At 41.0% G+C, this 15,562-nt stretch carries 14 protein-coding genes and 1 pseudogene; 11 read left to right on the forward strand and 4 right to left on the reverse strand.

Going from position 1 to position 15,562, the window contains the following annotated elements:
* The first annotated feature begins 27 nt into the window (after positions 1–27).
* The 4 genes from H6G92_RS01100 to H6G92_RS01115 all read left to right on the forward strand — a co-directional run bounded on the left by H6G92_RS01100 (position 28) and on the right by H6G92_RS01115 (position 2,689).
* A complete protein-coding gene (locus tag H6G92_RS01100; protein ID WP_190889863.1) occupies positions 28–315 on the forward strand; it encodes a hypothetical protein in 288 nt (95 codons plus the stop codon).
* 231 nt (positions 316–546) lie between these two features.
* Positions 547–1,074 carry a CAP domain-containing protein gene (locus tag H6G92_RS01105; RefSeq protein WP_190889864.1) on the forward strand — a complete coding sequence of 176 codons (528 nt, stop codon included), beginning with the start codon at positions 547–549 and terminating at the stop codon, positions 1,072–1,074.
* 347 nt (positions 1,075–1,421) lie between these two features.
* Entirely contained in the window at positions 1,422–1,970 is a 549-nt protein-coding gene (locus H6G92_RS01110) for a CAP domain-containing protein (protein WP_190889866.1), read from the forward strand.
* Positions 1,971–2,059: 89 nt separating this feature from the next.
* Entirely contained in the window at positions 2,060–2,689 is a 630-nt protein-coding gene (locus tag H6G92_RS01115) for a ribonuclease D (protein ID WP_190889869.1), read from the forward strand.
* Positions 2,690–3,209: 520 nt separating this feature from the next.
* Here the strand turns inward: H6G92_RS01115 and H6G92_RS01120 are convergent.
* Together H6G92_RS01120 and H6G92_RS01125 are read right to left on the reverse strand one after the other, a co-directional pair.
* A pseudogene (locus tag H6G92_RS01120) lies at positions 3,210–3,656 on the reverse strand (rhodanese-like domain-containing protein); the annotation flags it as partial.
* Positions 3,657–3,944: 288 nt separating this feature from the next.
* Complete coding sequence (locus H6G92_RS01125) at positions 3,945–6,317, reverse strand: NACHT domain-containing protein (RefSeq protein WP_190889873.1); 2,373 nt, start codon at positions 6,315–6,317, stop codon at positions 3,945–3,947.
* A 541-nt stretch (positions 6,318–6,858) separates the two neighbouring features.
* Here H6G92_RS01125 and H6G92_RS01130 point away from each other — a divergent pair.
* Both H6G92_RS01130 and H6G92_RS01135 read left to right on the forward strand, forming a co-directional pair.
* The gene (locus tag H6G92_RS01130; RefSeq protein WP_190889874.1) at positions 6,859–7,578 is read left to right on the forward strand and encodes a response regulator transcription factor; all 720 of its coding nucleotides are present in this window, start codon (positions 6,859–6,861) and stop codon (positions 7,576–7,578) included.
* Between the two features lie 148 nt (positions 7,579–7,726).
* Entirely contained in the window at positions 7,727–8,713 is a 987-nt protein-coding gene (locus H6G92_RS01135; protein ID WP_190889875.1) for a protein rep, read from the forward strand.
* Positions 8,714–8,790: 77 nt separating this feature from the next.
* On the opposite strand, the gene H6G92_RS01140 is transcribed toward H6G92_RS01135, so the two are convergent.
* Together H6G92_RS01140 and pdxA are read right to left on the reverse strand one after the other, a co-directional pair.
* Entirely contained in the window at positions 8,791–8,979 is a 189-nt protein-coding gene (locus H6G92_RS01140; protein WP_181928370.1) for a hypothetical protein, read from the reverse strand.
* A 385-nt stretch (positions 8,980–9,364) separates the two neighbouring features.
* Positions 9,365–10,444 (reverse strand): 4-hydroxythreonine-4-phosphate dehydrogenase PdxA, encoded by a 1,080-nt coding sequence (gene pdxA / locus H6G92_RS01145; protein WP_190889876.1) that lies wholly within the window; start codon positions 10,442–10,444, stop codon positions 9,365–9,367.
* Between the two features lie 208 nt (positions 10,445–10,652).
* On the opposite strand from pdxA, the gene petM reads away from it, so the two are divergent.
* From petM to H6G92_RS01170, 5 genes are all read left to right on the forward strand, one after another.
* Positions 10,653–10,757 carry a cytochrome b6-f complex subunit PetM gene (petM, locus tag H6G92_RS01150; protein WP_109009093.1) on the forward strand — a complete coding sequence of 35 codons (105 nt, stop codon included), beginning with the start codon at positions 10,653–10,655 and terminating at the stop codon, positions 10,755–10,757.
* 246 nt (positions 10,758–11,003) lie between these two features.
* Positions 11,004–12,002: an SDR family oxidoreductase gene (locus H6G92_RS01155; RefSeq protein WP_190889877.1), complete on the forward strand. Its 999-nt coding sequence runs from the start codon at positions 11,004–11,006 to the stop codon at positions 12,000–12,002.
* Positions 12,003–12,434: 432 nt separating this feature from the next.
* On the forward strand, positions 12,435–13,352 hold the full coding sequence (locus tag H6G92_RS01160; protein WP_190889878.1) for an NAD(+) kinase: 918 nt from the start codon (positions 12,435–12,437) through the stop codon (positions 13,350–13,352).
* Between the two features lie 369 nt (positions 13,353–13,721).
* Positions 13,722–14,408, forward strand: a complete 687-nt coding sequence (gene nblR / locus H6G92_RS01165; RefSeq protein WP_190889880.1) for a response regulator transcription factor NblR — start codon at positions 13,722–13,724, stop codon at positions 14,406–14,408.
* Positions 14,409–14,568: 160 nt separating this feature from the next.
* Complete coding sequence (locus tag H6G92_RS01170; protein WP_190889882.1) at positions 14,569–15,075, forward strand: DUF192 domain-containing protein; 507 nt, start codon at positions 14,569–14,571, stop codon at positions 15,073–15,075.
* Positions 15,076–15,562 lie beyond the last annotated feature (487 nt).

A 15,562-nucleotide genomic window follows, 5' to 3' on the forward strand; every position in this document is an offset into this window, starting at 1 on the left:
TCTTGTTTTGGGAGAATTGGTATAAAGATGGCAAAAATAGCTAAGGGTAAACGACCTGTTTACTTAGATAGTCCGCAAATTGATAAATTGTTAGCGATCGTCATGGCTTTGACTGGTGAGGTGTCCGTACTGCATGAGCGGCTAGACACCATTGAACGGTTGCTAGAGGTTAAAGGTATTTTATCGGCTACTGAGATTGAAGGTTACCAGCCGGATACAAAAGTAACTAAGGAGCGGGAACAGTGGCGTGCGGAATATATTGCACGGGTGTTGCGTGTTGTACAGGAAGAGTTAGAAAGCCTCAAGCCAAGCTAGTCGCCGAGAGGTTTTCGTGGAGCAATTTATGCCATCTATATACAAATAATCATACTAATGGTAGAGGGAGTTTTTTAGCAACAGCGCAATTTTTTTGTAAGGTCGTGAATTTAAAAGTTTGCTGGTAGTTTTTGAATATAAAACGGCTTAAAGAGAGGTATATAGACCTATAAGCAATTTGTCACATGGACGTTAGTTTGGTTAGATGGTCTGGAAGTTTACTTTCAGCAAATGATTAGAACAACAATCTACGGCGTTGCTTTAGGAACTATTGTTCTTGGTAGTGGCGCGATCGCTACTCCTGTAACAAATCTAACTTTTACACCAGAGTCTTCACATATATCAAGACATACTGTTGATATCGCAGCATCTAGCAGCGACACTGCTGCTCTAGAAGAGTCGGTTTTTAGCCAAATTAATGAGTACAGAGCTTCCATAGGGCAACCAGAACTGACTCGTAATTCTGCCATCGATAATCAAGCTAAGATTCACAGTCAGAACATGGCTAGTGGTAGAGTCGCCTTTGGACATGGTGGATTTCAACAACGTATTAAAGCAACCGGTATTTCCTACAGAACCGCTGGTGAAAATGTTGCTTACAACCAGGGACGTAGTGACCCGGCTACGAGAGCTGTTCAAGGCTGGCTCAAAAGTCCAGGGCATCTTGCCAATATCAAAGGTAATTTTAATCAGACGGGGATTGGTGTCGCTAGAAACAGTGCAGGCAGAGTCTACCTTACACAACTTTTCTTTCGCTAATAGATTTCGTAGAATTTAGGTTTTTTCTCAAATTCCCCAGACTTAAGTCTGTTGGCAAAGCTTTTACTAGATATAGAATAATGTAGTTTCAATGACATTTGTCTATTGAACACTACATTATTTTTTAATAATCCATTAAAATCTGAAATTATCAGCGAAAATAACCGTGATTTCATGAAGCTGACCTATTAAAGTATTGATAATTGGAAACCATTTTTTGTACTTCCTATACAAGGATGTAGCCAGATTGCCAAAATTCATCAATCCTTAATAGTATCGTGGTATATATCGTCGGAACAATAGGGTAGAGTATAAGTCTTATATCTCTACATATTACGCAATTCTCCATGTTCCGACAAACTGCTTTTGGCATCGCTTTAAGTGCGCTTGTCCTTGCTAGTGGATTAACGACTGTTCCGATACCAAATCATCCTTCTACAAATACATCCACCCGTAATAAGCTGTTGTCACTTTTTTCCAGTCAGGTTGCAATATCGACTCCTACTTTTAAAACTACGGAGCTAGAAAAATCCGTTTTTGAGGAAATTAATCGATATCGGGCTTCTAAAGGACTGCCAAAGTTGACCCTAAATGCAAATATTACTCGACAGGCAAGAATTCATAGTCAGAATATGGCTAAAGGTAAAACCCCATTTAGCCATCAGGGATTTGAACGGCGAGTCAAAGCTATCCCTATTCGCTACAACAGTGCGGCGGAAAATGTAGCTTTCAATCGCGGATATAGTAACCCTGTGGACGAAGCTGTTACTGGTTGGATCAACAGTCCGGGACATCTAAAGAATCTTAAAGGAAATTACAACCTCACTGGAATTGGCGTTGCTACTAATAATCAAGGCGAAGTCTACCTTACACAGCTTTTTTTCCGCGCTAGGTAGATTTAATTTCTGATTTTTTTGCACAATAATAATGTAGTGTCTGACAAGACTTTTATCTGCTAGACACTGCTATTATTTTTGAACAATTCATGACATTACAAGAATTTCAGGTGAGCGATCGCGATCTCAGTGACGCAGCCCTTGGACAGTATTTAGAATCAGATGCGATCGCAGTTGATACAGAAACGATGGGATTATTGCCGCAGCGCGATCGCTTGTGTCTTGTCCAGCTGTGCAACCCGGAAGGGAAAGTGACTGCAATTCGCATAGCCAAAGGACAAGCTGATGCCCCAAATTTAAAAAAACTCTTGGAAGCGGCGAATGTCGTAAAAGTGTTTCACTTTGCTCGGTTTGACCTTGCCACTTTGCGAGCCAATCTGGGGATTCAGGTTGTGCCTGTTTTTTGTACCAAAATTGCTAGTAAGTTAGCTCGTACTTACACTAATCGCCACGGACTTAAAGATGTGGTGCAAGAGTTAGAACAAGTAGAACTGGATAAAAGCTCTCAAAGTTCAGATTGGGGTAATGCCGCTAGTTTATCTGAAGCTCAACTGAGTTACGCTGCCAATGATGTACGCTACCTACTTAGTGTGCAGCAGAAGCTAACAGAAATGCTCAAACGAGAAGAACGTTGGGAAATTGCTCAAGAATGTTTTGAAGTTCTGCCAACAATAGTTTCTTTGGATTTGTTGCAATTTAAAGATTTGTTTGAACATTGATCAAACACTAAACATGCCTTGAAAATAGGTGACAGGTTACAAGGAAATGATTTCTCATTCTTCCTTGTGAGCGCTGCTCATGGAGTCTTTCGCAAAAGTTATTTATCTGGAGGACAAACATTACAAACAACAGAGAATATTCTGTCTTTTGACTCCTGAATTGCGACTTTTCTGCTCATGAGAAATAGAGATTAGACCTCTTGGAAAATTCCTTAACACCCCACCCCTAACCTCTGCCTACAAGCAAAGAAGGGAGATTTAGATGTAAGTCAAAGGTAAAGTGGGGTTCTCATTATTGATTTATACAAGAGGTCTATCGCTAATTTTCTAATTTATTTGTGGTCTAAGATCCAATATTGGAATCATCAGTGTTTCTAGAAGTTTTAGATTCACTAATGCCTTCCTTGAGGTTACTAGCTCCCTCTTGAATGCCTTCCTTGAGGTTAGTAGCTCCTTCTTGAATGCCTTCCTTGAGGTTACTAGCTCCTTTTTTAATGGCTTCCGTCGCGCTAGTGCCTCCCTTTGGCTGATTTTCTTGGTGATTTTTGAGCCGATCTACTACATTGTAGTCATCTGCACCTGGGGGAGTTTTGGATTCAATAATGCCTTCTGTTGGGCCACCGATAGCTTTCCATGCGGCAAGACCACCTTTGAGTTGGGAGACATGCTCAAATCCATTAGAACGTAGTTGTTGCGCTGCTTGGGCAGTTTCTTCTTCATTAGCACCGTAAATGTAAATATCACGGCTTTTATCCAAAGAAGGTACTGCACGCTGTACCAATTCATCTATTGGCATCGGCATCGCTCCCATAATGTGACCTTCGTTGAAGGTGTTGCGATCGCGCACATCCAGTATTGTAAAAGCTGGTTCGCCCCATTCTAGACGAGACTTCAGCACATGAACATCAGATTGTGCTTCTATTGGTGGTTGTGGGGGAATGATGCCGCCGACTAAATTGTTAACCATAACTATTCCTGACTGACGATATTAATAGCAATTTAACGGACTAAATATATTAAATTAATCTTTCTATGGGCTGAATCTACTCAAAGTCTCTCTTGAGATAGAGTAGCTATTTGAAATATTTTCTACCATTTAATCCATTGCAAATACAGACTAATTAGACTATTGAAAGGGATTTTTATTATATTAATTTTATTAAAATTTTGGATATTTAATTATTTAAACAGATTGTGAATAAATTTAAATTTATTAAATTTACTACCTAGAATATAGTATAGAAGTTAAAATTTTTCAGCTATTAGTATAGGAATTACGTAATTTTTCAATATCTGCGATCGCTAATAATAATGTCTCTTCAATCTCTTGTCGCACTATAGGAGTTACATCAGCTGCACTATTGAGGCAATCTACCAGCAATTTATTGGCATCGTAATATTGCTGAAGCAATTCTTTTTGCTGTTTGTTGAACTGCCAGTTGTAACCAATATTGCGATACTTAATCAGCACATCTCTTAATTCTGCACCCCAGGCTTTACCCTGAGCTTGCCACCAGCCTCTAAATTTCTCTGGTTTGCTGTCTATTTTTGGTAGTTGTTTTTTAAGTTTTTGCAGAACTTTATTCAATTTAAGATCAACAGCAACGTCAACAGCTTTATCAAAGGCAATTACAAGGGCATGTGCATGATCAAGGGTATCGTTTAGGGTATGTTCACAGGCAAAGTCAAGCTCGTTAATGCAGGAAACAGTACTGAATAGAAACTCATCTAGTACAAGGTCAGCGTCAAAAGCGATGTTACCAACAAGAGCACACTCAAGGTCATAACCAGAAGTATAGACAAAAGCATCATGTCTATTGCAAGAGCTTCGCTCAACGCAAACGAGGTAAAAAGCACGAACACCAGCTGCTTTAGAGCGTGTAGAAACTGAACTAGATTTTTGATGCAGCCAGGTTAGAAAATATTGTAATCTTTCGTCGCCAGCAACTAGCAAATCAATCTTTTGCTTGATTATCTGTAGTATTTCATTAGCATTCGGCAACATACTAACAGTTAATAAAAATACCTGATGCCAGCGTTTTTCGGTTATGTGACTGACCAGATTGTTCCAATCATAAGCTGAGTAACTTTCAACAATTTTCCTAGCCGTGAAATACTCTTGAAACGTCAGATGAGAAAAAGAGTAAATTCCTCTTGCCCTTTCCACCAATAATCCATTTTGTACCTCAATTGCTTTCATTACTGCTTCGTTATCTAGCGAAAATTGACTTGCCTCTGAATTAATATTTTGTAAAGGTTCTAGATAGTCAGCAATAATTTGCAGGATTTTTTCTTGTTCAAAAAAGTAATTTTCTTGCTCAAAAGTAATAGCGGCAAGTTGAGCAAGCAGTTTTTTCTTGCTTTTTAAAGTCAAATTCTGAGCAACCCGATCGCGTTTAATTCCTTTGACTTCATCCCATCTGTTCAGCAAAGTATTCACTGCTTGCTCATATAACTTGGCTGGATTTAAAGGAAATTCATCTTTTGCTTGGAACACCAAGCAAATCCAATGTAGCAGTAATGGAGTGACCGCCAATTCTCGGATATGTTGATTTTCTGAAAGATGCAGCTGATTAATAAATAAATTTCCTATGGCTTCATTGTCTTTCCTAGATTTAAGAGCAACTCCAACAAACCATTTTTTGGCAAAAACTTCTACTTGCTCTTGGTCAAAATCTGCCATCTCAACTTCAGTCACTCCCTGAAATCTATATTTTTGGGCAGCAATCCTACAGCTAATAACAAACTGATTTTTGTAAAAAGTTTGGGTAAATCTCCGAATTTCTACTGTGACTTTATCTGCCTTTTGTTCTGGTACTTCATCTAACCCATCTAGCAAAATCAGTAGTTTGCCCTCAGTCAGCAGAGTTTTAGTTGATTCCTGTTCAACACCGCAAGTAAGAAATTCTTGGGTAATATAGTTCAATAGATTGAATTCGCTGTCTGTTTTGGCATCTTCAGCAAATTCTTTCACTCTAATAAAACTTGCTATGCGGTTTGGCTGAAACTCGCCTTTGTTACACTCAATCGCTAGATATTGTAAAAATGTAGTTTTACCAGACCCTGGTTTACCCAGCACCATCAGTTTTGAGTGCTGCAATACTGCTTCCAAGCCTGGTAATCTTCTCTGACCCTTGTATCCTGCGAGTTGATTAAAGTCTGATTCAGATTTGAAGTCTTTCAACAGGTCAGAAATTTCTCGCCATTGCAGGCTAGTTATCTCTTCTAAAACATAAATATTGATGTAAATGTCCATCAATTGGATTGTCTGGGCAATGTCCAACATTTGCAGAGTGTTGCACTGGTCTTGGATTTTATCTTGACGCTTTTGCCGCACTTCCCGCACCAGTGTTTCAAGGTCAGCACCTTTGATTTGTGCTTTAGGAGTTGCCTCAAATGCAACATCTTCAGGTAAACCAGCAACCTTTTGCCAAGATAACCCTAGCTGTTGGCAAATTTGCACAAAACAAGAGCGGGAAACAGACTCACCTGCAAAGAATTTGGAAACTGGTTGACGTGTAATGCCTAAAGCTGTTGCTAATTTATGCTGACTCCAAGTTTTGTCTGTTAAAGCTGTTTTTGCTGCCCTTATACCTTCTGTTGATGCTCTCAGTCCTTGGCTTGTCATAGTCTCAGGCTGAAACTTGTAGTATAGTATATGCTTAAGAGAGTAGCTACATATAAATGCACCCAGAGTAAATTCTCGTAGACCCTCTTTAAGAAGACATACCCGTTGGCTAGAGTAGATTTGGGTAAGTAGGAGTTTAGAATCTAGATTTGCTTATAGCTTCGTTTATGAGCCTTTGTAGATACTTAATTAATCAGGAAGTGCTTTGTGCAAATTTGTAGTAATTGCTGTGGCGTTGTGTTTCTCTAGACTAATTGCGGTTAGGGAGATGTTTTTCAATTACACTGTATCTAAGTACAAAAGTCAAAAACTATACAATACAAATTCAAAATTATACAAAAATCATACAATACTTATACATTTTATAAGCATTACGATGGCTGAAGTTTTCATAAACTTCATGGAAAATTAATTGTACACAAGTACTACAGTGGCGATGGTACTCAGCAGAGACGCGCGTGAGTATACTCTCAACAGAAACACGTAAAGCAAAACTGGCGCAACAGCCAATCGCCCAATCTACAATAGGCTAGGCAGCATTATGGTTATGGTTACCGCTACTACTCCCAAGATTCTGATCGTAGATGACGACTTCGGCGTGAGAAATCTCGTCTATCGTTTTTTAAGTCGAAAATATCAAATAGAGTCGGCAGCAGATGGCAAGACTGCCTTATCATTGTTTGAGCAATTCAACCCAGCTTTAGTGATTCTGGATTGGAATTTGCCGGATGTTAATGGTTATAGCCTCTGTCAAGAAATGCAGAGTCGTACTAATGTTTTAGTGCTGATACTAACTAGTAGGACTGATGAGGCTGATAAAATTAAAATTTTAAGCGCAGGTGCTGATGATTTCATGACTAAACCGTTTAGTCTTGCAGAAGTTGAAGTTAGAGTAGAAGCTCTTTTAAGACGGATACGCTACATCAACCCTTCTCCAACACAACGTATTGTCTTCAAACAGCTAGCAATTAACCCAGAGGGTCGGGAGGTAACACTGAACGATAAATCTCTTGCCTTAACAGCACTGGAATTTAATATTTTGCATTTTTTGGCAAGTCATCCTAATCAGGCTTGGAGTCGCCCACAGCTAATCCAAAAAATCTGGGGTTGCGACTACGTAGGAGACGGCCGGGTGGTTGATGTGCATATTGGTCAGCTTCGCAAGAAAATGGAAGTCGATGCCAGCATACCGGAGTTTATTAAAACTGTGCGGGGCTATGGTTACAAGTTTGAAGCACCCGACGAGAATACTAATTCCTGAACTTTCCAATTTCAGGAGTACTTCATAACCAAGAATGACTCAGATGAGTCAGCATTAGTCTTATTGTTTACCTAAGCACTTTTACTGAGGCTTGACCGTATAACTTGCGTTAATTTGGGACGTTGATACAAATTGATTTGGTAATTTCGTGTCTGCTCAAGCCTCAGACAATAACTTTATTGCTTTTAATATATTCTCTCAAGATAAGTTCCAACATAGTCAAAATGTACCTAGCTTAAGGGAAGTTTCGCTTTTAGGTAAAATTTGGGACAAGCACCGAGCTAATACTGATAAAGTCTTACATTATTACGCCAAAGCAAACGAACATTATTTTCACGAGTATGCTTGGCGGATGAGAATGTGTTCCGAGTTACTAAAGTTTCAATTAGTGCCAGATGAATCGGAAGGCTTTTTCAAGTTAAAGCTATCAGATGCCCGATTCTGTAGAGTGCGTCATTGTCCAGTTTGTCAGTGGCGGCGATCGCTCATGTGGAAAGCAAGAGCTTACAAAATTCTCCCACAGGTTGTCACTGATTACCCCAAGCACCGTTGGCTATTTATCACCTTGACTGTAAAAAATTGCCAGATTGAGGAACTCAGGGAAAATTTGGATTCGATGAATAAAGCTTTTAAGCGATTGACTGAATTGAAAACATGGCCTGCAAAAGGCTGGGTAAAGTCTATAGAAGTAACTAAAGGTAGAGATGGAGTTTCAGCACACCCGCATTTACATATTTTGGCAATGGTACCGCCTTCGTATTTCAGTCGTGGCTATCTTTCTCATGCCAAATGGGTAGCGTTGTGGCAGCAGTGTTTACGGATTGATTACCAGCCTGTTGTTCATACTAGCGCGATCGCAAAACATCATAACCCGTCATTACTCATCCCAGAAATTCTCAAGTATCAGGTGAAAGAGTCAGATTTGGTGGGTGATAGAGAATGGTTTCTAGAGTTAACCCGTCAACTGCATAAAAGTAGAGCGATCGCTGTTGGGGGTATACTCAGGCAGTATATGCGCGAGTTAGAAGAGAAAAACCAAGACCTCATTGATGAAAGTGAAGAAAGAGATGAGGCTGATAAAGCAAGTTTGTCTTTCAGGTGGAAGCACAAGTTACAAAAGTACAATATTGAGTGATAACTAAGACTAGTTAAAATACTCATAATCAGGAAGATACAGTTGTTTCAGACTATTAGACAATGTAGAAAGGAGTTTTAATCCTTACCTTTGTCCTGCTCGTGTCGGGTAGAAGTAACCCAACCGACATAGCCACCAAAGCCGACCTTAACAAGATCAGCAAATACTGGACGATAGTCTTTATCAACAACAGCCAAACCGAAAGAACCACCAAGCAATAAAGTGGTACTAATAACAAAACCCAATTCTTTTAGTTTTTGTGACATTTGAATGTACCAAATAGTATTCACGAAGCTATGCGCGATAGCGCACACAAGCCTCACACCTAAGTGCGCGTTAGCGCCTCTTCAGAGATGAACAAACAAGAATCCACAGGTAAATTCCTGGGGCGTTGTTTAGTTATCTCTGTTTTCTTTCCTAATTGCCTCAGCGAAGCTGCTCACCATATAGTTCACACAGCAAGAGGTCTAATAAATGCACATCAGCATTTCACAATTGTTAGGCGTTAGCCTACAAACTTTCGTAGAGCCAAAAGAAAAAATCCCAGCAACTCAATGAGTGAATAACTGGGAAATGCAGATTACCTTCACTTGAAATTAGGAAATATCTTCGAGTTATAAAAATAAGTAGGTTAATTTACACTTTTAGGCATCATCTCTGACTTTGACTAACCAATTCAGCCGCTAAATGTATTGCTGCTTTCATACTCGTAGCATCAGCAATTCCCTTACCCGCAATATCAAACGCTGTTCCATGATCCGGTGAAGTCCGAACGAAAGGAAGACCTATAGAAGTATTAACTGCCCGATCAAACGCCATCAGCTTTACAGGAATTAAGCCTTGGTCGTGGTAAAGTGCCAAGTAGCCATCAGCAGGATTTTGTACTAAAGAATTTCCATACCAAGCTTGACCAGGTTTAACCCACATCGTATCTGGCGGTATTGGCCCATCTAGCTGTAATTGTGGTCTTTTTTGCCGCTCTTGCTCTAACCAAGGAATTAACCAATCCTGTTCTTCATGTCCAAGTTGTCCCTGTTCGCCACTATGAGGATTTAAACCTGCGATCGCAATTCTCCCATTTTCTATCCCAAAATCTTTCTCCAAACACTCCACTAGCAAACCCAATTTCTCTGTCAACAACTGCGGTGTCAATGTATCGGCTACTTGACGTAGAGGAATATGTGTGGTGGCGAGTAAAGTGCGGAGTGTCCAATTGGTATGAGGCGATCGCGCTACAAATAACATCCCAAAACGGTCAACACCTGATTTTTCTGCCAAAAGTTCCGTTTGCCCTGGATAATTATATCCTGCGGCTTTCCAAGCAGATTTAGCGATCGGCCCCGTGACTATCCCATCAAATTTACCAGCAAGTGTTTGAGCGATCGCACATTCCATATACGCAAAACTAGCCGCACCACTCGCCGCATTACCTATTCCAGCGATAATTTGACCTGGAATTTCTCTATCCCACTGCACATCAATCACTGACAACTCGTCTGGACTGGCCAAAGATGCTAAATTCTCGATTAAATTCAATTGCTGATAAGTCTTTAGTAGCAAATCCCGGTTACCCACAACTGTTACGTCGTATTTTTTACTAATTTCCGGATCTGCTAAAGCTTTCAAAATTACTTCCGGTCCAATCCCCGCAGGATCTCCCAACGTCAGCGCCAAACACGGGCGATTCTTTTTGCTAAAATTCACTAAGTCACCTTGATTCTTTTGATACATAAAATTTATTCATAATTATTAGCATCAAATTTTTCCCCATTTCCCCATCTTCCCCGCTCCACAGTAGGGATTGCCCCCCAAACCAGTAGGGATTACTTGCTAAACTAGTTTAAAATTATTTACACAGGTCTAATCCTACAGCAACTATTGAAAAGCTTCTGCTAGACCTAGTTTACACACACTAATTTGCATAAGGAGAATCACACCAATGGGCGGCGAAATTTTGAATGCAGCTCTATTGTCCTTCGGTTTAATCTTCGTGGGCTGGGGCTTAGGCGCTTTGTTACTGAAAATTCAAGGCGGAGAAGAGTAATCCCTACGGTAATAGGCTATTGAGAGGGAAGAGGTTTTCCTCTGCCTTGAAAAGTTCTGTTCGCCCCAAGTCGGCGTTCATACTTTTCGCTAACTGGGAAAAAAGCTTGTCCGTTTATCGGACAGCCATTTTCCCATGAGTCTCTGCAAAAAAATTCATTTTCTTAGAAAAGATGTAAAGTTTTGTTTGCATAGGTTATTCTGATAACATTCTTTTCATAAAACATTAAAATTTATTACAACCCTCATGACATTATTAATCGTCGGTGCCACTGGCACCTTAGGAAGACAAGTGGCTCGTCGTGCAATCGATGAGGGATATAAAGTACGCTGTCTTGTTCGGAGCAGTAAAAAAGCAGCTTTTCTCAAAGAATGGGGTGCGGAACTCGTACCGGGAAATTTGCGTTATCCCGATACCCTAGCCGAAGCATTAGAAGGTGTAACTCAAGTTATTGATGCGTCAACATCTCGCCCTACAGATTCACTGAGTATCAAACAAGTGGATTGGGACGGCAAAGTAGCATTGATTCAAGCAGCAAAAGCAGCGGGTGTAGAGCGTTTTATCTTCTTTTCAATTTTAGATGCTGATAAATACCCAGAAGTGCCGCTCATGGAAATTAAGCGGTGTACAGAACTTTTCCTGGCTGAGTCTGGCTTGAATTACACCATCTTGCGGCTAGCTGGATTTATGCAAGGGTTAATTGGCCAGTATGGAATTCCTATTTTGGAAGGACAGCCAGTTTGGGTGACTGGTAATTCTTCTCCCATTGCCTACATGGACACTCAGGACATTGCTAAATTTGCAATTCGTGCATTGAGTGTACCAGAAACAGAAAACCAAGCTTTTCCTGTAGTCGGTACTCGTGCATGGAGTGCAGAAGAAATCATCAACCTGTGCGAACGCTTATCTGGAAAAGACGCGAGGGTAACGCGGATGCCAATAAACTTGCTTCGTGCTGTTCGGGGCTTAATGCGGTTCTTTCAGTGGGGATGGAACGTAGCGGACAGGCTTGCGTTTACAGAAGTATTAGCCAGTGGTAAACAGTTAAATGCTTCAATGGATGAAGTCTATACAGTCTTTGGTTTAGATCAGCAACAAACCACAACCCTAGAAAGCTATCTACAAGAGTACTTCAGCCGAATTATGAAGAAGCTCAAAGAGGTAGATTACCAGAAAAATAAAAATAAAAAACAGAAACCTAAAAAAACTCCTTTTAAACAGTCTTCAAAAGCCAATAGTCAATAGTCATTACAAAACAGATATTAGTAGTTAACGGATTGCTGAAGTGCCCACCTTCTCTGCATTCGCGCAGCGTGTCGCAGACAGACGCTAACGCGAACAATGTACTCATAAGCTAGGGATTGTGATGGTAGGGTCGGTTTAATATCTTGACCATCAATGCCATAAGTGAAAACCAAGCTGATCAGGTATGTGTTGCAACAGGAAGATTTGGGCCTTGGAAACCAGGACTCCTGACAAGAGGAGGGAATGTCAGATCAATAGAACTACGGAGACAAGAGAGGATATTTCCGGTAAATTGGGAAGCCCTGTCCGTTGAGAGATTGGGGTAGTTCACACTCTAGACTCTGGATATTTGACTCTAGATTAATGACTACATGACCAAAATGTGTAAGGATTACATAATACAAAGCACCGCCTAAACTTGGATATTTAAGTGTGCCGAAAGCAGGCATTATCTACAATGACGTTAAACCGATAGCGGGTCGTGTCGCTATCGAGTTGAAAGACAAGCTAACCGCTGCCGGTTGGGATGTGTGTATCACATCAAGTATCGGTGGAATATTGGGCTACTCTAACCCAGAGAGTCCTGTATGCCACACCCCCATTGACGGTCTAACGCCCCCTGGTTTTGACTCAGATATGGAGTTTGCAGTGGTGTTAGGGGGAGACGGCACTGTTTTAGCAGCGTCTCGTCAGGTAGCCCCCTGTGGTATTCCACTGTTAACGGTGAACACCGGACACATGGGATTTTTGACGGAAACCTTCCTAAATCAATTGCCCCAAGCACTAGAACAGCTGATGGCAGGTGAGTATGAAATTGAAGAACGAGTCATGCTCACCGTCAAAGTGTTTCGGGGAGAAGCAGTGCTGTGGGAAGCCCTCTGCTTGAATGAAATGGTTCTGCACCGTGAACCTTTGACCTCTATGTGCCATTTTGAAATTGCCATAGGGCGTCATGCACCAGTAGATATTGCGGCAGATGGTGTGATTGTTTCTACGCCTACTGGTTCTACAGCTTACTCATTGAGTGCTGGTGGCCCAGTTGTGACACCTGGCGTACCTGTTTTACAGCTAGTACCCATTTGCCCACATTCCCTAGCTTCTAGAGCACTAGTATTTCCAGATACTGAATCGGTTAATATCTACCCAGTCAACATTCCTCGGCTGGTGATGGTCGTCGATGGAAATGGAGGGTGCTATGTTCTACCAGAAGATAGAGTATATATGGAGCGATCGCAATATAGTGCCCGATTTATTCGCCTGCAACCACCTGAGTTTTTCCGAATTTTGCGAGAAAAATTAGGTTGGGGTTTGCCACATATTGCTAAACCAACTTCGGTAGAATTGCCGTAGTTACTAGAAGGCAGGAGGCAGGATAGTGCAGCGGTAGCGAGTCCGGAAGCAAGCTACGCGCAGCGTCTCGTAGAGAGCGTCAGCAGAAGGCAGAAGGCAAGAGTTCTTGAATTTTGAATTGATTTCTCCCCTCTACCCAGTTTGGTGATTTCCTTCCAGAATTACTGGTGTAGGGATGGTATTTGGATTTAGTTATTAAGATTGCATCTGAGAATTCGATGGCTGATGCCTGAACGTGCTAAAAGATCCTTAGCAGCACGTCAAATCAGGATTGCTCCATCACTAAAAACTCGTAATTGCACTTTTAACTGATGTAAAGATTTTCGCTGGAATATCTTTACAATCCCAAATCCAATATCCCAAATTGTTATGACAGTTGCTCAAAGTCCCTGTGTTTTGGTGATTGAAACCGATGAGAGCCTAGCAAATCAGCTTTCTTGTGATTTGCAAGAAGCCGGCTATGAATCAATTTTGGCTCATGATGCGACCAGTGGTTTACAACACTGTCGCGATCGCCAGCCTGCTTTAATTGTTTTAGACCGGATGCTAGCAGGAGAATCAGGACTCTCATTGTGCAAAAATCTGAGAGGCACTGGTATGCGATCGCCTGTGTTGATTTTAATGGCAAGGGATACAGTCGATGATCGTGTAGCTTGTCTAGAAGCTGGAGCGGATGATTACATCCTCAAGCCTTACCGCTCAGAAGACTTTTTGAAGTTAATTCGCCTCTACCTAAAACCCGATGTGGATACCACGGAGCAATTACGCTTTGGGGATCTGATTTTAGACATAGCAACTCGCCGTGCCATACACAACGGACGGGCAATTGACTTGACAATGAAGGAATTTGAACTATTAAAATTCTTAATGGAACATCCCCGTGAGGTGTTAACCCGCGAACAAATTTTAGAAAATGTTTGGGGTTATGACTTCCTGGGTGAGTCGAATGTAATTGAAGTGTACATCCGCTATCTGCGCCTAAAGATTGAAGATGAAGGTCAAAAGCGTCTCATTCAAACAGTACGAGGCGTAGGATACGTTTTGAGAGAATCTTAGTACAGTAAGGCGGAAGTTTGCCTATTTTTAACAAGGGAATTTTGCCCCTTGTCTAATTGGGGTTGAAAACAGCTATGTATTACGGTACGAATAAAAGCCGTGGGTTTTCTAGCTTAAATTCTGTAAAATTAAAATCTAAATTACAAAATCAGAAATAATTATGAGTCGTAGGCTAAGTTTGCTCTTAATGTTGCTGAGTATTTTTCTGATGGGCTGTTCCGCGCCAACAACAGCTAAACCTCCCAGCCTCACATCTGGTTCTCAAAATCCAGCACCAGAGAGTTTAGGTCAAAAACTACCAATTTCTGCTAAAGCCATTGTTCCTAATGGCACAACGATTCAGTTAGAAGTGGCGCAGACGCCACAACAGCAAGCGATGGGGTTGATGTATCGACCAGCTTTGCCAGATGACCGGGGGATGCTGTTTGGGTTCCCTTCACCACAACCAGTTAGTTTCTGGATGAAGAATGTACCTGTGCCCTTAGATATGGTATTTTTACATAACGGTGTAGTTAAATATATTCAAGCTGCTGCACCTCCTTGTGCAAGTGAGCCTTGTCCGACCTATGGTCCCAATACACCAATCGATAAGGTGATTGAACTTCGCTCTGGAAGAGCTGCCGAATTGAAGTTGAAAGTGGGCGATATAGTCAAAATTGAGTTTTGAAGCTCTGGTACTTGTGGGGATAAATATCTGGGTGGTTACTCTGTTAAGAACCTAGACTGTCTAAGTATATGTTTTTTTTTGTAAAAAATGTCACTTTATGTGGTAAAACAGTCACTTGTAACGCTACTATTTGAAAACTGTGGTAATAATGTAAAATCCTACTGTCTCTAACCTGAAATCGCGGTCTTAAGGTTTGGCAAAAATATTCCCTTGGGCGTAAGTGTAAATAGTCGCCAATAAGAGAGTATAGGCTATGGAATCTTTGTTACTACATGTGTGATTAAATAAAGCACAAAAGTAAACAAGATGAAACCAATTTAACTAGGTAAAAATACTGCTTGAAAATAGAGCAGGTGATCTGTACGAAAAGTCTTATTTCTCAGACCTTCTATGAGAAGCCTCTCTTGAAGGCAAATCTAAAAAACTGTGCTGGGGTGTATAGCCGAGAACGGCACAGTTACAGATGAAATACTGGCTACTGGCTACC

The organism is Nostoc foliaceum FACHB-393 (assembly GCF_014698505.1).
Taxonomy (GTDB): Bacteria; Cyanobacteriota; Cyanobacteriia; order Cyanobacteriales; family Nostocaceae; genus Nostoc; species Nostoc foliaceum_A.